General features: G+C 52.5%; 9 protein-coding genes and 2 rRNA genes. 10 read left to right on the top strand and 1 reads right to left on the bottom strand.

From position 1 onward, the window contains the following. Positions 1–130 precede the first annotated feature (130 nt). The 7 genes from JFY74_18545 to aceK all read left to right on the top strand — a co-directional run bounded on the left by JFY74_18545 (position 131) and on the right by aceK (position 9,897). Positions 131–3,040, top strand: a 23S ribosomal RNA gene (locus tag JFY74_18545). Between the two features lie 125 nt (positions 3,041–3,165). Continuing rightward, positions 3,166–3,281, top strand: a 5S ribosomal RNA gene (rrf, locus tag JFY74_18540). Positions 3,282–3,413: 132 nt separating this feature from the next. Beyond that, entirely contained in the window at positions 3,414–3,785 is a 372-nt protein-coding gene (locus JFY74_18535; GenBank protein QQG28030.1) for a hypothetical protein, read from the top strand. Between the two features lie 138 nt (positions 3,786–3,923). Next, a complete protein-coding gene (gene metA / locus JFY74_18530; GenBank protein ID QQG28029.1) occupies positions 3,924–4,853 on the top strand; it encodes a homoserine O-succinyltransferase in 930 nt (309 codons plus the stop codon). A 284-nt stretch (positions 4,854–5,137) separates the two neighbouring features. Next, on the top strand, positions 5,138–6,736 hold the full coding sequence (gene aceB / locus JFY74_18525) for a malate synthase A (GenBank protein ID QQG28028.1): 1,599 nt from the start codon (positions 5,138–5,140) through the stop codon (positions 6,734–6,736). A gap of 29 nt (positions 6,737–6,765) precedes the next feature. After that, complete coding sequence (gene aceA, locus JFY74_18520; GenBank protein QQG28027.1) at positions 6,766–8,073, top strand: isocitrate lyase; 1,308 nt, start codon at positions 6,766–6,768, stop codon at positions 8,071–8,073. A 48-nt stretch (positions 8,074–8,121) separates the two neighbouring features. Then, positions 8,122–9,897 carry a bifunctional isocitrate dehydrogenase kinase/phosphatase gene (aceK, locus tag JFY74_18515; GenBank protein ID QQG28026.1) on the top strand — a complete coding sequence of 592 codons (1,776 nt, stop codon included), beginning with the start codon at positions 8,122–8,124 and terminating at the stop codon, positions 9,895–9,897. A 272-nt stretch (positions 9,898–10,169) separates the two neighbouring features. On the opposite strand, the gene iclR is transcribed toward aceK, so the two are convergent. Beyond that, positions 10,170–11,000, bottom strand: a complete 831-nt coding sequence (gene iclR / locus JFY74_18510; GenBank protein QQG28025.1) for a glyoxylate bypass operon transcriptional repressor IclR — start codon at positions 10,998–11,000, stop codon at positions 10,170–10,172. A 385-nt stretch (positions 11,001–11,385) separates the two neighbouring features. On the opposite strand from iclR, the gene metH reads away from it, so the two are divergent. From metH to JFY74_18495, 3 genes are all read left to right on the top strand, one after another. Then, positions 11,386–15,069: a methionine synthase gene (gene metH / locus JFY74_18505; protein QQG28024.1), complete on the top strand. Its 3,684-nt coding sequence runs from the start codon at positions 11,386–11,388 to the stop codon at positions 15,067–15,069. 516 nt (positions 15,070–15,585) lie between these two features. After that, positions 15,586–16,542 carry a helix-turn-helix transcriptional regulator gene (locus tag JFY74_18500; GenBank protein QQG28023.1) on the top strand — a complete coding sequence of 319 codons (957 nt, stop codon included), beginning with the start codon at positions 15,586–15,588 and terminating at the stop codon, positions 16,540–16,542. 204 nt (positions 16,543–16,746) lie between these two features. Continuing rightward, positions 16,747–18,849 (top strand): TonB-dependent siderophore receptor, encoded by a 2,103-nt coding sequence (locus JFY74_18495; GenBank protein ID QQG28022.1) that lies wholly within the window; start codon positions 16,747–16,749, stop codon positions 18,847–18,849. Positions 18,850–18,883: the final 34 nt, after the last annotated feature.

The following is an 18,883-nucleotide window of genomic DNA, read 5'->3' as shown; positions in this document are numbered from 1 at the left end:
TTGAAACATGACAGCTGAACATGCATTGGTACCTTCAGGTATGAATGGTGTATCAGTGTGTCAATGAGTCTCTCAAATAATCGCAGCACGACAGTGACTTTGATTTATCAAAGACACCTTCGGGTTGTGAGGTTAAGCGACTAAGCGTACACGGTGGATGCCTAGGCAGTCAGAGGCGATGAAGGGCGTGCTAATCTGCGATAAGCGTCGGTAAGCTGATATGAAGCGTTATACCCGACGATACCCGAATGGGGAAACCCAGTGTGTTTCGACACACTATCATTACGTGAATACATAGCGTAATGAGGCGAACCGGGGGAACTGAAACATCTCAGTACCCCGAGGAAAAGAAATCAACCGAGATTCCCCTAGTAGCGGCGAGCGAACGGGGAGGAGCCCAGAACCTGAATCAGTTTGTGTGTTAGTGGAAGCGTCTGGAAAGTCGCACAGTAAAGGGTGATAGTCCCGTACACAAAAATGCACAAATTGTGAGTTCGATGAGTAGGGCGGGACACGTGACATCCTGTCTGAATATGGGGGGACCATCCTCCAAGGCTAAATACTCCTGACTGACCGATAGTGAACCAGTACCGTGAGGGAAAGGCGAAAAGAACCCCGGCGAGGGGAGTGAAATAGAACCTGAAACCGTGTACGTACAAGCAGTGGGAGCCTTGATTAATCAGGGTGACTGCGTACCTTTTGTATAATGGGTCAGCGACTTATATTCTGTAGCAAGGTTAACCGTATAGGGGAGCCGTAGGGAAACCGAGTCTTAACTGGGCGTTAAGTTGCAGGGTATAGACCCGAAACCCGGTGATCTAGCCATGGGCAGGTTGAAGGTTGGGTAACACTAACTGGAGGACCGAACCGACTAATGTTGAAAAATTAGCGGATGACTTGTGGCTGGGGGTGAAAGGCCAATCAAACCGGGAGATAGCTGGTTCTCCCCGAAAGCTATTTAGGTAGCGCCTCGTGAATTCATCTTCGGGGGTAGAGCACTGTTTCGGCTAGGGGGTCATCCCGACTTACCAACCCGATGCAAACTACGAATACCGAAGAATGTTATCACGGGAGACACACGGCGGGTGCTAACGTTCGTCGTGAAGAGGGAAACAACCCAGACCGCCAGCTAAGGTCCCAAAGTCATGGTTAAGTGGGAAACGATGTGGGAAGGCACAGACAGCCAGGATGTTGGCTTAGAAGCAGCCATCATTTAAAGAAAGCGTAATAGCTCACTGGTCGAGTCGGCCTGCGCGGAAGATGTAACGGGGCTAAACCATGCACCGAAGCTGCGGCAGCGACACTCAGGTGTTGTTGGGTAGGGGAGCGTTCTGTAAGCCGTCGAAGGTGGCCTGTGAGGGTTGCTGGAGGTATCAGAAGTGCGAATGCTGACATAAGTAACGATAATGCGGGTGAAAAACCCGCACGCCGGAAGACCAAGGGTTCCTGTCCAACGTTAATCGGGGCAGGGTGAGTCGACCCCTAAGGCGAGGCTGAAAAGCGTAGTCGATGGGAAACAGGTTAATATTCCTGTACTCGGTGTTACTGCGAAGGGGGGACGGAGAAAGCTAGGTTATCCGGGCGACGGTTGTCCCGGTTTAAGCGTGAAGGTGGATGACTTTGGTAAATCCGGGTCGTCATTAACACTGAGGCGTGATGACGAGTCACTACGGTGATGAAGTAACCAATGCTACGCTTCCAGGAAAAGCCTCTAAGCTCCAGGTAACATCAAATCGTACCCCAAACCGACACAGGTGGTCAGGTAGAGAATACTCAGGCGCTTGAGAGAACTCGGGTGAAGGAACTAGGCAAAATGGTGCCGTAACTTCGGGAGAAGGCACGCTGATGGTAGGTGAAGTGACTTGCTCACGGAGCTGAAATCAGTCGAAGATACCAGCTGGCTGCAACTGTTTAATAAAAACACAGCACTGTGCAAACACGAAAGTGGACGTATACGGTGTGACGCCTGCCCGGTGCCGGAAGGTTAATTGATGGGGTCAGCCGCAAGGCGAAGCTCTTGATCGAAGCCCCGGTAAACGGCGGCCGTAACTATAACGGTCCTAAGGTAGCGAAATTCCTTGTCGGGTAAGTTCCGACCTGCACGAATGGCGTAATGATGGCCAGGCTGTCTCCACCCGAGACTCAGTGAAATTGAACTCGCTGTGAAGATGCAGTGTACCCGCGGCAAGACGGAAAGACCCCGTGAACCTTTACTATAGCTTGACACTGAACCTTGAGCCTTGATGTGTAGGATAGGTGGGAGGCTTTGAAGCGTGGACGCCAGTCTGCGTGGAGCCAACCTTGAAATACCACCCTTTAATGTTTGATGTTCTAACGTGGGCCCGTGATCCGGGTTGCGGACAGTGTCTGGTGGGTAGTTTGACTGGGGCGGTCTCCTCCCAAAGCGTAACGGAGGAGCACGAAGGTTAGCTAATCCTGGTCGGACATCAGGAGGTTAGTGCAAAGGCATAAGCTAGCTTGACTGCGAGAGTGACAGCTCGAGCAGGTGCGAAAGCAGGTCTTAGTGATCCGGTGGTTCTGAATGGAAGGGCCATCGCTCAACGGATAAAAGGTACTCCGGGGATAACAGGCTGATACCGCCCAAGAGTTCATATCGACGGCGGTGTTTGGCACCTCGATGTCGGCTCATCACATCCTGGGGCTGAAGTAGGTCCCAAGGGTATGGCTGTTCGCCATTTAAAGTGGTACGCGAGCTGGGTTTAGAACGTCGTGAGACAGTTCGGTCCCTATCTGCCGTGGGCGTTGGAAGATTGAGAGGGGTTGCTCCTAGTACGAGAGGACCGGAGTGAACGCACCACTGGTGTTCGGGTTGTGATGCCAATTGCATTGCCCGGTAGCTAAGTGCGGAAGAGATAACCGCTGAAAGCATCTAAGCGGGAAACTTGCCTCGAGATGAGTCTTCCCTGGGTACTTGATACCCCTGAAGGGCCGTTGAAGACTACGACGTAGATAGGCTGGGTGTGTAAGCGTAGCGATACGTTGAGCTAACCAGTACTAATGACCCGAGAGGCTTAACCTTACAACACCGAAGGTGTTTTGAGATGGACTCAGAGAGATTTTGATAATCAGCTTGTTTTAGGATTGGTTCTGATGGTTATGCGAGAGCGAAAGCGAAGCATGACGATTGGAATGAAACAGAATTTGCCTGGCGGCGATAGCGCGGTGGTCCCACCTGACCCCATGCCGAACTCAGAAGTGAAACGCCGTAGCGCCGATGGTAGTGTGGGGCTTCCCCATGTGAGAGTAGGGAACTGCCAGGCATCAAACAAGTGGAAAGCCCCTGTCGGAAGACAGGGGCTTTTTGCTATGGGAAATTTTTGGTGTTAGCTGCAAAGATTTGCTCACCGTTTGTACGTAGAAACCCATACGGAATAATAAATATAGGGAAATAAATGACGATCTTATATATCCAGATCCGTAAGAATAAAATGGTTGTTCGTGATCCTGAAACGTCTCAGGAGCTAAGTGATTCCAGCCAGGTTTTTAGTAATTCACGCTTACTGGTTGCTGATTTTTTTCGTGCAGAGAAAGTTCTTCAAGATTTAGCCGACAAGTTTATAAAACGTAGCTGGTTTAAATTTGGTCAGGATGTGCTGATTATTCATGCTCTTGAAATGAATGAGGGTGGATTGTCTCAGGTTGAGGAACGTATTCTTCAGGAAATAGCCGTAGCTGCTTCACCGAGGGCGCGATTGATTGTAATAGAAAGCTCTCAGGCGTTAGTCGATGCAGAACTTATTGAACTGGCAAGGAAAAAAAGATAAAGCATGTGGCTCGTTCTCTGGACACAGTGAAACATTTTCACCTTATGCGTTGAGCGCTCGACATTAGTACGAAAACTCGCTATCTTCGGGCATCTGGATGTCTAAACGTTTAAACGTATGCTTTGAGGATATAAGGTTATGCCAATTCGGGTTCCTGATGAGTTACCAGCTGTCAATTTTCTGCGTAATGAGAACGTCTTTGTGATGACGTCCTCGCGTGCTAAAACGCAGGAAATTCGTCCCCTCAAAGTGCTGGTTCTGAACCTGATGCCTAAAAAGATCGAGACTGAAAACCAGTTTCTGCGCCTGTTATCTAACTCCCCCTTACAGATCGATATCCAACTGCTACGTATCGATAGCCGTGAGTCGAAGAACACGCCAACCGAGCATTTGAATAACTTTTACTGCAATTTCGACGATATTCAGGACGAAAATTTTGATGGCTTGATTGTGACCGGTGCACCGTTGGGATTGGTCGATTTCTGTGATGTTGTCTATTGGCCGCAGATCGCACGTGTCATCGAATGGGCAAAAGAGCATGTTACCTCCACATTATTCGTGTGTTGGGCTGTACAGGCTGCTCTCAATATCCTCTACGGCATTCCCAAGATGACCCGTAAGGAAAAGCTATCTGGTGTTTACTCGCATCACACGTTGCAACCTCACGCTTTGCTGACCCGCGGCTTTGACGAAACATTCCTGGCTCCACATTCGCGCTATGCAGATTTTCCGGTTGATGTGATTCGGGAGCATACGGATTTGGATATTCTGGTCGAGTCGGAGCAGGCTGGTGCTTACCTGTTTGCCAGTAAAGATAAACGTCTGGCGTTCGTTACCGGGCATCCAGAGTATGATGTCTTGACGCTCGCAGGAGAGTTTTTCCGTGATTGTGATGCTGGGCTGGATCCGACTGTTCCGGTTAACTATTTCCCCGATGACAATCCTGAGCTGGAACCGAAAGCGAGCTGGCGTAGCCACGGTCATCTGCTTTTTGTTAACTGGCTGAATTACTATGTTTACCAGATTACGCCTTACGATTTACGTAGGATGAACCCTACGCTGGACTAGCTCATCCCAATTCTTTTCTCTGAGGCACCTTTAAGGGTGCCTTTCTTTTTTTCTGCTGAACCATTCCATTCTCATTATTTGGTGAAAGTCATTTCTCTTCTTTTTTTATTTTAATCTTCATTTTTATCATAATCTTACTTTTGCTTTTACATAAAAATGGAAATTGTTTTTGATTTTGTTTTTTCTTGTATTACGCTTAATTCTGTCGGCTAAGAAATGTACATACTGATTTGCCGATCTGGCGGTTGTTGATAAATGAAGCGGAATCTGAAAAGGAACCACGAATGATGCAGCAGACGATAAACAGAGAATTGGCGTTTAGTCAGCGTTTTGGCGAAGGTGAGAAGCAAATTCTTACGGAAGAAGCGATTGATTTCTTAACGGAGCTGGTCGCACATTTCACGCCAGCACGTAATCAATTACTCGCCGAACGGCAGGTACAACAGCGTAATATCGATCAGGGTAAGTTACCTGATTTTATTTCAGAAACGGCTTCCATTCGTGAAAAGGCATGGACAATACGCGGCATTCCCGATGACCTTCAGGATCGTCGCGTTGAAATTACCGGTCCGGTCGAACGCAAGATGGTGATCAACGCATTGAATGCAAACGTGAAAGTGTTCATGGCGGATTTTGAGGATTCGCTGTCGCCGGGATGGGAAAAGGTGATCGACGGGCAAACCAACTTACGTGATGCCGTACGCGGTACGATTTCCTACATCAATGAAACTGGAAAGATCTACCAACTGAAACCCAATCCTGCCGTGTTGATTTGTCGTGTACGCGGTTTACATTTGCCCGAGAAACACGTGTCCTGGCAGGGGGAAGCGATTCCCGGCAGCTTGTTTGACTTCGCGCTGTATTTTTTCCACAACTATCAGGAACTGCTGAAGAAGGGGAGTGGCCCTTATTTCTATCTGCCAAAGACGCAGTCATGGCAGGAAGCGGCCTGGTGGAACGATGTCTTCTGCTACACGGAAGATCGTTTTGATCTGCCGCGCGGGACGATCAAAGCAACTGTATTGATTGAAACGTTGCCCGCCGTTTTTCAGATGGACGAGATCCTCTACCATCTACGCGATCATATTGTTGGGCTGAACTGTGGCCGCTGGGATTACATCTTCAGTTATATCAAAACATTAAAGAACCACAGCGATCGCGTTCTACCCGATCGTCAGTCGGTGACGATGGAAAAACCCTTCCTTAGCGCTTATTCGCGGCTGTTGATCAAAACCTGTCACCGTCGCGGTGCATTCGCCATGGGCGGGATGGCGGCGTTCATTCCGAGTAAGGATGCGGAACGCAATAATTGGGTGTTGGATAAGGTACGTAAAGACAAAGAGCTGGAAGCTCACAATGGTCACGATGGCACCTGGGTGGCTCATCCGGGGTTAGCTGATGCCGTGATGGAGGTGTTCGACCGAGCATTAGGTGAGCGTAAAAATCAGCTTGATATCAGCCGTGAACAAGATGCGCCTATTCGTGCAGAAGAGCTGCTGGAGCCTTGCTCGGGAGATCGCACGGAAGTGGGGATGCGCGCGAATATCCGCGTTGCGGTGCAGTACATCGAAGCATGGATATCCGGTAATGGCTGCGTCCCGATTTATGGACTGATGGAAGATGCGGCGACGGCAGAAATTTCTCGCACGTCAATCTGGCAGTGGATTCGCCACGGCAAGACGTTGAGCGATGGTCGTGTGATCACCAAAGCACTGTTCCACCAAATGCTGGCCGAAGAGATGTTTGTGATTCAAGAGGAGCTCGGTGATGCCCGTTTCAGCGGAGGGCGCTTTGATGAAGCCGCTCGGCTGATGGAAAAAATTACCACGCAAGATGAGCTGATCGACTTCCTGACGCTACCTGGCTACGCATTGCTTGATTAATCCTGACTGATAATAAAGGAACCTCTGCTATGACGACCTCTCGTACCCAACAAGTCCAGCATATCGAAAAAGAGTGGAAAACCGCCCGCTGGGAAGGTATTACGCGCCCCTACAGCGCAGAAGATGTGATTAATCTACGGGGATCGGTGAACCCGGAATGCACGCTCGCGCAGCTCGGCGCGGCAAAGCTATGGAACCTGCTGCATGGTGATTCTCGCAAAGGCTACGTTAACTGTCTGGGCGCGCTGACGGGTGGGCAGGCTTTACAGCAGGCGAAAGCGGGTATCGAAGCGATTTATCTTTCCGGCTGGCAGGTGGCGGCGGATGCCAATCTGGCATCCAGCATGTATCCCGATCAGTCGCTCTACCCAGCAAACTCCGTACCTGCGGTGATTGAACGCATCAACAACACCTTCCGGCGCGCCGATCAGATTCAGTGGGCGAACCGCATTGAGCCGGGTGATAAACGTTATACCGACTACTTTTTGCCGATTGTTGCGGATGCAGAGGCGGGATTTGGCGGCGTGCTTAATGCGTTTGAGCTGATGAAGTCGATGATTGAAGCGGGTGCGGCGGCGGTTCACTTTGAAGATCAACTGGCATCGGCGAAGAAATGTGGCCATATGGGCGGCAAAGTACTGGTGCCGACTCAGGAAGCCGTTCAGAAGCTGGTGGCAGCGCGTCTGGCTGCGGATGTTTTGGGGGTGCCCACCTTACTGGTTGCGAGAACCGATGCGGATGCGGCAGATTTGTTGACCTCCGACTGTGATGAGTATGACCGTGACTTCATTACCGGAGAGCGCACGGTGGAAGGTTTTTACCGTACGCGTGCCGGGATCGAGCAGGCGATCAGCCGGGGTCTGGCGTATGCGCCTTATGCCGATTTGGTGTGGTGCGAAACTTCAACGCCGGATTTATCGCTGGCGCGCCGTTTTGCCGAGGCTATCCATGCGAAATTCCCTGGTAAGCTGCTGGCGTACAACTGCTCGCCTTCCTTTAACTGGAAGAAGAATCTGGATGACAGCACGATTGCGCGTTTTCAGGATGAGCTGTCGGCAATGGGCTACAAATACCAATTTATTACGCTGGCTGGCATCCACAGCATGTGGTTCAACATGTTTGACCTGGCACATGCCTATGCGCAGGGAGAGGGGATGAGGCACTATGTAGAAAAAGTACAACAGCCTGAATTTGAAGCGATTAAAGACGGTTATACCTTCTCATCGCATCAGCAGGAGGTCGGTACTGGCTACTTTGATAAGGTGACGAACATTATTCAAGGAGGCGAGTCTTCGGTGACGGCGCTGACGGGATCGACGGAAGAACAGCAGTTCTGATCCTGCCCGGTCAGCGTTTGGCTGGCCGGGTCTCATCTGGAGATCATGATGACGCGTGACCTTGAAAAGCTGGTGGCGCAAACGATCCTGCAAGGGTTTGATGCGCAATATGGACGTTTTCTCGAAGTGACAGCGGGTGCACAGCAGCGCTTTGAACAGGCTGACTGGCCCGCCGTACAGCAGGCAATGAAACAGCGTATTCACTTATACGATCACCACGTTGGTCTGGTGGTCGAACAGCTGCGCTGTATTACCGGTATTCGCTGCGATGATGCGGATTTTTTGGCTCGCGTGAAGCATATCTACACCCGTTTATTGCCGGATTATCCGCGTTTTGAGATTGCAGAGAGTTTCTTTAATTCCGTCTACTGTCGGCTGTTTAACCATCGGGAACTGGCGCCTGACAAACTGTTTGTTTTCAGTTCTCAGCCTGAACAGCGATTTCGCGAGATTCCCCGGCCTATCGCCAAGACGTTTGTGCCCACTGACGGCTGGCAGAGCATGCTGGAAAAGCTGCTGGGTGACGTGCCGCTGCGTTTGCCGTGGGAAGATTTGCCGCGTGATATTGGCTATATCACTGCGTATTTACAGCGCACTTTCTCAACGGAGCAGCTTGCGCACGCGACGTTACAGGTGGCGAATGAGCTGTTTTATCGTAACAAAGCGGCCTGGCTGGTGGGCAAACTGTCGCTCCCTGACGGTGTTTTTCCGTTCCTGCTGCCGATTCACCACAACGAACGCGGTGCGTTATTTATTGATACCTGCTTAACCAGTCAGGCTGATGCCAGCATTGTGTTCGGTTTCGCCCGCTCTTACTTCATGGTGTATGCCCCTCTGCCGTCGGCGCTGGTGGCTTGGCTGCGTGACATTTTACCGGGGAAGACGACAGCGGAGCTTTATCTGGCCATCGGCTGCCAGAAGCACAGTAAAACTGAGTATTACCGCGAATATCTGCACTACATTGCCGAATCAAAAGAGCAGTTTATTATCGCTCCCGGCGTGAAAGGTATGGTGATGCTGGTGTTTACGCTGCCTTCGTTCGATCGCGTATTTAAAGTCATCAAAGATCGTTTTGCGCCGCAGAAAGAGGTGAGCGCCGAGCGCGTCATGGCATGCTATCAGTTGGTGAAAGAGCACGATCGTGTTGGGCGTATGGCAGATACGCAGGAATATGAAAACTTCGTCATTGATAAGCATCGCATCAGCCCAGAATTGTTGGATGAGCTGTGGCGGGAGGTGCCGGAAAAACTGGAGGATCTGGGCGATCAACTGGTGATCCGACACTTGTACATGGAGCGCAGGATGACGCCGCTGAACCTCTATCTGGAGCAGGCAAGCGCTCAGCAGCTGCATGATGTGATTGAAGAATACGGCAATGCCATCAAACAGCTGGCTGCGGCGAATATTTTCCCCGGCGACATGCTATTCAAGAATTTCGGCGTCACGCGTCATGGGCGAGTCGTCTTTTATGACTACGATGAGATCTGCTACATGACTGAGGTGAATTTCCGCAAGATTCCGCCGCCACGTTACCCAGAGGACGAACTGGCCGCAGAGCCGTGGTACAGCGTTGCACCGAATGATGTCTTTCCCGAAGAGTTCCCCCATTTTCTGTGCAGTGACCGCCATATTCGTACGCTGTTTGAGGAAATGCACGGCGATCTGTTTTGTGCGGACTACTGGCGAGCACTACAGCAGCGTATTAGAGAAGGGCACATTGAGGATGTTTACGCCTACCGACGGAGGAAGCGTTTTAGTCAACGTGTTGAGCCGGTACATACAACGGCTGAGAATGGTTCTGACTTTTGTCGTTATCCGGCGTAAAAAATTATGCTGAGGAGATAGCAGGCTTCGGATGAGCCGCAGGACGCGGCGAAAGCTTGCGCCACGTCGGGAACGTGTCGCAAGCGGTCCGTTAAGCCTGATACCGACGAAGGCACCGCGTCAGCGGCATAATTCCCGCCGAAAGCCTGGGTACACAGGGCGGCGGCGACTGAGCGCCCTGTGTCGGGCGCGTGCTACGAGGTAGCATTAAATAACGATATTATTGCGCACGAAACCTTCCCACAGTCTGCGTAAACATGCGGCTAAAAGGCTCATAACCCGCTGTATTCCTGCATGACCTGCTTAGCGGCTTTGATCACCAGCGCGCCGAGTTCTGTGACACGGTCGTCCGTGATGCGCGACACAGGGCCAGAGATGGAAATGGCGGCGAAGGCTTCATGATGTTCATCCAAAATACAGGCTGCGATACAGCGTAGCCCCAGCGCGTGCTCTTCGTCATCAAACGAATAGCCCTGCTTGCGAATCAGAGACAGGTTTTCTTTCAGGGCTTGTGGTGAGCTAAATGTGTGTGGCGTATAGCCATGCAGCCCTTTCTTGTGCAGCAGTTGAGTGACCTGAGCATCGGGTAAATGCGCCAGAAATGCTTTCCCAGCCCCCGAAGCATGCATCGGCAATTTACCGCCGATGGGGGCAGACATGCGCATCAGCGCCGTACATTGCACCTGATCGATGATGATCGCCTGGCTATCGGTCTGATCGAGCACGGCCAGATTGACGGTTTCGCCAGAATCTTCCATTAGCTTGCGTAGTATCGGATGCACAATGGCCAGCAGGTTGCGGCTTTGCAGAAAGCTGCTGCCGACGATAAACGCGTGTGAAGCAATCGTCCACAGCCCCAAGTCGCCAACCTGACGCACAAAGCCCTGTTGCTGCATGGTGGTGAGCAGGCGGTGGGTTGTGGAATTCGGTAAACCGGCCTGTTGAGCGAGATCGGTTAGCGCCACGCTGCCGTTTGCTTTGGCGATATATTCAAGCAGCGTCAGGCCACGGGTCAGCGACTGAACCTGCCCGGTTGGCTGCGCGGTGGTGCCCGTACTGGCTCTGGGTTTCTTCCCGCGTTTGGCTGGCTCTGGTGGCGTCATGGCGTCGATTCCTTTTTAGGGTTATGGAATTGATTTTCGTTTTTTTACCACAGAATGCAACTCTTCTTTCTCTGCGCTTTTTATCGGCGAATGATCTGAAAAAGTCTCATGCTACACGGCGTTAGCGTGCTCATAACTTATGCTAGGATATACCCGTCATACTCCAAGCTACATGTGCGTTGGCAATACTCGGCTCTCTGAGCCTCGCTCTGAAGAGCCGCCGCAAGCGACGTTCAAATCGGCTTAGCCGATTTGTCCTTACTCACCCCAGTCACTTACTTATGTAAGCTCCTGGGGATTCGTGCGGTTGCCGCCTGCATGCAACTCGGATTATTTTGGGTATAGACACTACATATCGTATTTATTGGCCGGGGATGGGGTTCGCGTGAGTAATCGGGTAGACGAATTGCGGCGTCAGTTGGCGCAACGCATTATGGTACTGGATGGTGGTATGGGAACCATGATCCAGGGTTATCGCCTGCAGGAAGCAGATTACCGCGGTGAGCGCTTTGCCGACTGGCCGAGCGATGTGAAGGGAAATAACGATCTGCTAGTGCTGACCAAGCCGCAGGTGATTAGTGAAATCCATGACGCCTATCTGGAAGCCGGTGCCGACATTCTCGAAACCAACACCTTCAACGCCACCACCATTGCGATGGCGGACTATGACATGGAAGCGCTGTCGGCGGAAATCAACACCGTCGCCGCACAGCTGGCGCGTGCCAGCGCGGACAAATGGACTGCCTTAACGCCGGATAAGCCGCGCTATGTTGCCGGTGTGCTTGGCCCGACGAACCGCACCGCGTCGATCTCCCCCGATGTTAACGATCCCGCGTTTCGTAACGTGAGTTTTGATCAACTGGTGGAAGCGTATCGCGAATCGACACGTGCATTGATCGCGGGCGGTGTCGATCTGATCATGATCGAAACCATTTTCGATACATTGAATGCTAAAGCAGCGAGTTTCGCCGTCGAAAGTGAATTTGAAGCGCTAGGGATCGTGCTGCCCGTGATGATTTCCGGCACGATCACGGATGCGTCAGGGCGTACGCTATCCGGCCAAACGACGGAAGCCTTTTACAACTCCCTGCGTCACTCCCGTCCGCTTTCCTTCGGCCTGAACTGTGCATTGGGACCGGATGAGCTGCGCCAGTATGTCGCCGAACTATCACGTATTTCAGAATGCTATGTGAGCGCACACCCGAATGCGGGGCTGCCTAATGCCTTCGGGGAATACGATCTGGATCCGGCCGATATGGCGAAACATATCGGAGAATGGGCGCGATCCGGCTTCCTGAATATCGTGGGCGGTTGCTGTGGTTCGACGCCTGCGCACATTGCCGCTATGGCGAAAGTGGTGGAAGGCGTGCCGCCACGTAAGCTGCCAGAGATTCCAGTGGCCTGCCGTTTATCCGGCCTGGAACCGCTGACTATCGATGCCAACACGCTGTTTGTTAACGTCGGGGAGCGGACGAACGTTACCGGCTCCGCACGTTTTAAACGTCTGATCAAAGAAGAGAAATACAACGAAGCGCTGGATGTCGCCCGTCAGCAGGTGGAAAGCGGCGCGCAGATCATCGATATCAACATGGATGAAGGCATGCTGGATGCGGAAGCGGCAATGATTCGCTTCCTGAATTTGATTGCCGGTGAGCCTGATATCGCCCGTGTGCCGATCATGATCGACTCCTCAAAATGGGATGTGGTTGAGAAAGGGCTTAAATGCATTCAGGGCAAAGGGATTGTTAACTCAATCTCCATGAAGGAAGGCGTTGAGGCCTTTATCCATCACGCTAAGCTGGTGCGGCGCTATGGCGCCGCCGTGGTAGTGATGGCCTTCGATGAAGTCGGGCAGGCAGATACCCGTGCGCGTAAAATTGAAATTTGTAGCCGGGCGTACCGCATCCTGACGGAAGAAGTCGGCTTCCCGCCTGAAGACATTATTTTCGACCCGAACATTTTCGCCGTGGCAACGGGGATTGATGAGCACAACAACTACGCGGTGGATTTCATCGAAGCCTGTGCGGACATCAAGGCGCAATTGCCGCATGCGATGATCTCTGGCGGCGTCTCCAACGTGTCGTTCTCATTCCGTGGTAACGATCTGGTCCGTGAGGCGATCCACGCCGTCTTCCTGTATTACGCGATCCGCAATGGGATGGACATGGGGATCGTGAACGCCAGCCAGTTGGCGATCTATGACGATCTGCCTGTTGAACTGCGCGATGCGGTTGAAGACGTGATCCTTAACCGTCGCAGCGATGCCACCGAGCGCATGCTCGATCTGGCCGAGAAATATCGCGGCAGCAAAACGGAAGATGAAGGCAGCAAAACGCAGGCGGAGTGGCGCGGCTGGGACGTTAAGAAGCGTCTGGAGTATTCGCTGGTTAAAGGCATTACTGAGTTTATCGAACTGGATACCGAAGAAGCACGCCAGCAGGCGACGCGGCCGATCGAGGTGATCGAAGGCCCGCTGATGGACGGCATGAACGTGGTCGGCGATCTGTTTGGTGCAGGCAAAATGTTTTTGCCGCAGGTCGTGAAATCCGCTCGCGTCATGAAGCAGGCCGTGGCCTACCTCGAACCCTATATTGAAGCCAGTAAAGACAAAGGTTCGTCCGCTGGGAAAATCCTGCTGGCGACCGTAAAAGGTGACGTCCACGATATCGGCAAGAATATCGTCGGTGTGGTGCTGCAATGTAACAACTACGAAATTATCGATCTGGGCGTGATGGTACCGACGGATAAAATCCTGAAGACCGCGCGTGAAGAGAATGTCGATATCATCGGGCTGTCCGGGCTGATTACGCCGTCGTTGGATGAAATGGTCAACGTGGCGAAAGAGATGGAGCGTCAGGGCTTCACGCTGCCGCTGCTGATTGGCGGCGCAACGACTTCTAAAGCGCATACCGCTGTGAAGATTGAGCAGAACTATAGCGGCCCAACGGTTTATGTGCAGAATGCCTCGCGCTCTGTTGGTGTGGTGTCTGCCCTGCTGTCCAGTACGCAGTATGACGACTTTGTTGCGCGCACTCGTAAAGAGTATGAAACCGTGCGTATTCAGCACGCGCGTAAAAAACCGAGAACGCCGCCCGTGACGCTGGAAGCGGCTCGTGCTAACGCCTCCGATTTAGATTGGGAAAACTACACGCCGCCAGTTGCGCATCGTCTGGGTGTCCAGGGAGTGACGGCCAGCATTGAAACGCTGCGTAACTACATCGACTGGACGCCGTTCTTCATGACCTGGTCGCTGGCGGGGAAATATCCTCGCATTCTGGAAGATGAGGTTGTGGGGGAGGAAGCGAAGCGCCTATTTGCCGATGCCAACGTGATGCTGGACGACTTATCCGCACGTGGCGCACTGAATCCTCGCGGCGTGGTAGGGCTCTTCCCGGCGAACCGCGTGGGTGATGACGTGGTGATTTATACCGATGAACGGCGTGAAACGGTGCTGTCAGTGAGCCACCATCTGCGTCAACAGACGGAAAAAACCGACTTCCCGAACTACTGCCTGTCCGACTTTGTCGCGCCGAAGTCCAGCGGCAAGCCGGATTATCTGGGAGCCTTTGCCGTGACCGGCGGGCTGGAAGAGGATACGTTGGCCGATCTGTGGGAAGCTCAACATGATGATTACAACAAGATCATGGTGAAAGCGATCTCTGACCGTCTGGCGGAAGCCTTTGCGGAATATCTACATGAGCGCGTGCGCAAGGTGTACTGGGGCTATGCGCCGAATGAGAACCTCAGTAATGAGCTGCTGATCCGCGAAAACTATCAAGGCATTCGTCCTGCACCGGGCTATCCGGCTTGTCCTGACCACACGGAGAAAGTGCAAATCTGGCAGTTGCTCGATGTGGAAAAGCATACCGGCATGAAGCTCACTGAATCCTATGCCATGTGGCCGGGTGCGTCGGTATCCGGCTGGTATTTCAGCCATCCTGACAGCAAATATTTCGCCGTCGCGCAAATCCAACACGATCAGGTGGAAGATTACGCGGTACGTAAAGGGATGAGCGTGAGTGAAGTTGAGCGCTGGCTGGCGCCGAATTTGGGCTATGATGCGGATTAAGGAATTGAGTAAGTGACTTACTGATATTGTTGTCTGAATTATGTATTGCAGGGGGGCGTTTCGTGCGTGATAAGCCACATTTTTCTCTGTGACACTAGCGCCACGCCCGACATAGGGCAGCTCAAACGCCGCTTGCCCTATGTACCCAGGCTATTGGCTGAAATCCTGCCGCTACGCGGTGCCTTCGGAATCATTGAACGCTTATCGAGCCGCCAGTGACGCGTTCCCTACGCGGCACTGGCTTTCGCGACGTCCTGTCGCTCACTCGGCGTTCACTGATACCTCAGCATGATTTCTGATGCCAGCCAAAGAACCTTCCCTACGCTAACTAAGGTGTTCAGGATTTAGAATGTATTTCAATGAGAATAGTTATCAGTCTTATTGATGCGATTTCATGGTAATGGTAAGGTGAGCATCAATTAAGCAGAAAGCGCTGTTCTGTTTTCATTCCACGCATTTCCACTAACCGCAGGCCTGATTCTGGGCGTTAAACAGGATGAGGGTATCTTCCCGCTCATGCTAAAACGACTCTTTTCCATTGAGGATTTCTTCGATATCGGTGAACGTTACGGGATTGATTACCACTTCCCGCAGCTGTCGTCCTGTCGTGAGCGCGCGAAAGAAAAGCGTATCGTGGTGCAGGGCGATGTCGAAGAGATGACGCTGTCCTCTGGGATTTGCCTGACAAATTCCAACGTGCGTGTGTTGCAGCCTTACGAATCGACGTCTTTGCACTGCTGTCCGTTCTATACGCTGGTGGTGCTGGAAGGTCGCGTCGCGCTGCGTCTGAACAGCAAGGAATTTGTTGTGCGTTCAGGTATGGCATTCAGCACCCGACTGGGTGACCCATTAGTCATGAACGCCAGCCACCTTGCGGACTGTCACCTTCGTACCGTGTCGCTGGGTATCTTCCCCACCACTTTCGCTTTGGAGCCGCTGTTGGGCTCGCTGCTGAGCGAGTGGGAACAGGGCGGTAATCCGACGTTTTTATGGCAGGTTCCCGGCTATTTATTATCTGGGCTACAGCACGCGCTGGAAAACACCGTGTCGGGATTATCGCGCCAACTGATGCTGGAAGGTGTGATGCTACAGTTGCTAGGGCAAGGCCTGTCATTCGGGCAACGTGGGGGAGAACGGCGCGTATTGCCCCCGCCCGGCGAACAGGATCGACTGGAGAACGTTCGTCGGCTTCTGGCGCAACAGCCTGAAAAAGAGTACACCCTCAATGAACTGGCGCAGATGGCGGCGATGAGCACCAGTAGCCTGCGAACCAAGTTTCGTCAGGCGTATGGTCATTCGGTTTTTGACTACCTGCGTGACTGCCGGCTGGAACTGGCCCGGCGCTATCTGGTGCAGGGATACAGCGTTCAGCAGGCGGCCTGGATGTCGGGCTACCAGCACGCGACCAACTTTGCCACGGCTTTCCGGCGGCGTTACGGTATGGCGCCGAGCGATGCACGCATGGTCAGCTAACGTTTCCTTCCTTATCAACATCAATCCATATCAACTCATTGACCCTTTACGCCTGACTTTTCCGCAGTGCCGCTCATCTGGGGTTTTCTCGCTGAGTTCCCGTTTTGTCATTGCGCATACGTAAGCTGTCACTGCGCATAGCTATCGCCAGACCGAAAACGGTAATAATTCTTATTTACAATAATAAGGTCTGTGGAGATTCCCATGTTCAGAAAAACGCGGCTGGCGCTGGTGGTTAGCTGTTTCACCAGTGGATTTACGGTGTCGGCACTCGCGCAGGATACGCCCTCTTCCTCTCAGGGCGAGACGCTAGTCGTGACGTCTCAAACACAACGTGGTGCAACCAAGCTGGAAACGCCCGATATTGAGACTCCTCAGGCCGTTTCTATCATTACGCGCGACCAGATTCAGGAGCAGGGTGCGACCAGCGTTCGTCAGGCGGTCGGTTATACGCCGGGCGTGTATAACAACCAAATCGGCGCGTCCAACCGTTTTGACTACATGGTACTGCGCGGCTTTTCCGATGGCAGCCTTGATAACGTCTATCTCGACGGGCTGAAGATGATGGGGGATACCAACTCCCATAGCTCACTGGTTATCGATCCCTGGTTCCTCGACAGCATTGAAGTGGTCAGAGGCCCGGCGTCCGTACTCTACGGGCGTTCTTCTCCGGGCGGGATTGTGGCGCTGAATTCCCGTCAGCCGTCGTTCGATCGCAGCGGGCAGATCAAACTGTTCGCAGGCAATAATGCGCAGCGTGGCGCGGCGTTTGACGTTACCGGACCGTTAGATGATGACGAACGTTTTGCGTTCCGCCTAGGCGGGATGGTGCGTGAGGCGGATACGCAATTTGGGCCGCTGAAAGAAGAACGCTATGCGATTGCGCCTAGCCTGCTGTGGCGGATTTCCGACAAAACCCGTCTGGAATTTATGGCTTACCTGCAACGCGATCCTGAGGGCGGTAGCCATTCAGGTTTACCGTATGAAGGCACCGTGGTGGCGCATAACGGGCAGAAAATCTCAAACACCTTCTATGAAGGGGAAGAGAATTATGAGAAATACGACCGTAAGCAAAACATGGTGGGATACAACTTTGAACATGGTTTTGATAGCGGCTGGGCTGTACGTCAAAAAGTGCGTTATCTGCGTACCAAAGTGCATTTGGATCAGGTTTACGCCTATGGTTGGACGCAGCCTAACGCCGACACGTTGACCCGTTATTACTCGGGTTCCCGCGAGTCGCTGTCTGCGTTAACGTTAGATAATCAGCTCGATGGCAGCGTGGATACCGGTGCGGTGAACCACCGTCTGCTGGTGGGAATCGACTATCAGCAGCGTAATAATAATGTGGACTGGCCTTCGGGTTCTTTCCCTGCGATCGATGCGTTTAACCCTGTCTACGGTTCTGGCCCAACGGCCATGTCCGGCACGCTGGAAAAGCACAAGCTGCAACAGACGGGCATCTATATGCAGGATCAAATGAGCTGGGAACGTTGGCGCTTAACGCTGGGCGGTCGCCACGATCGGGTGAAAGTGACCCACGTTAACCATACCAACGGCACACACAGTGAGTTGGATAAAAACAACTTTAGCTCGCGCGCCGCCTTACTCTACCTATTTGATAATGGCCTTGCGCCGTATGTCAGCTATTCCACGGCCTTTACGCCAACCAGCTTCGCCGATGATAACGGCAACGTGCTGGAACCGATGAAAGGCAAGCAGTGGGAAGCCGGGATGAAATATCAGCCTGAAGGTTCTCAGGATCAATACAGCCTGTCGGTATTCCGTATTAACCAGAAGAATGTGGCGACGAAAGTTCAGCCTAACGATCCTTATCGCTCCGTGGGTGAAATCGAATCTGAAGGGGTGGAACTGGAGGCTGTGAGCCATATTACCGACAATCTGCGTCTGCAAGCGGCCTATACCTATACGGATATTCGCTATAAGAAAAGCAGCGTAGCCGAGCAAGGAAAACGTGCGGTGTACGCGCCGCGCAATCAGGCCAGCGCCTGGGCCAGCTATGATGTTAAAAGCGGTCCGCTGGACGGTCTGACGCTTGGTTCTGGCGTGCGTTACGTGAACGGTGTGACTTCCGATCGTGCCAATACTCACACGCTGCCTTCTTATACGCTGGTGGATATAGCGGTGGGGTACGATCTCTCGAAGGTCGGTCTGAAAGGGCTAAGTGCGCAGCTTAACGTCAACAACCTGACTGACAAACGCTACGTAGCGGCCTGTAACTCGCTGGAGTTCTGCTACTTCGGTGCAGAGCGCAGTGTCGTCGGCAGCGTCTCTTATTCGTTCTGATCGCGCGTGTTGCGGCAATGAAATGAAAAAGCCG

The sequence above is a fragment of the Pectobacterium carotovorum genome, assembly GCA_016415585.1.
In the GTDB taxonomy this organism is placed as follows: Bacteria; Pseudomonadota; Gammaproteobacteria; order Enterobacterales; family Enterobacteriaceae; genus Pectobacterium; species Pectobacterium carotovorum_K.
This window is presented reverse-complemented; position numbering and strand designations above follow the sequence as displayed.

What these genes read in the sequence shown, in the direction of transcription:
- JFY74_18535 (QQG28030.1), top strand. Translation starts at nt 3,414, where the DNA reads ATGACGATCTTATATATCCAGATCCGTAAGAATAAAATGGTTGTTCGT.
- metA (QQG28029.1), top strand. Translation starts at nt 3,924, where the DNA reads ATGCCAATTCGGGTTCCTGATGAGTTACCAGCTGTCAATTTTCTGCGT.
- aceB (QQG28028.1), top strand. Translation starts at nt 5,138, where the DNA reads ATGATGCAGCAGACGATAAACAGAGAATTGGCGTTTAGTCAGCGTTTT.
- aceA (QQG28027.1), top strand. Translation starts at nt 6,766, where the DNA reads ATGACGACCTCTCGTACCCAACAAGTCCAGCATATCGAAAAAGAGTGG.
- aceK (QQG28026.1), top strand. Translation starts at nt 8,122, where the DNA reads ATGACGCGTGACCTTGAAAAGCTGGTGGCGCAAACGATCCTGCAAGGG.
- iclR (QQG28025.1), bottom strand. Translation starts at nt 11,000, where the DNA reads ATGACGCCACCAGAGCCAGCCAAACGCGGGAAGAAACCCAGAGCCAGT.
- JFY74_18500 (QQG28023.1), top strand. Translation starts at nt 15,586, where the DNA reads ATGCTAAAACGACTCTTTTCCATTGAGGATTTCTTCGATATCGGTGAA.
- JFY74_18495 (QQG28022.1), top strand. Translation starts at nt 16,747, where the DNA reads ATGTTCAGAAAAACGCGGCTGGCGCTGGTGGTTAGCTGTTTCACCAGT.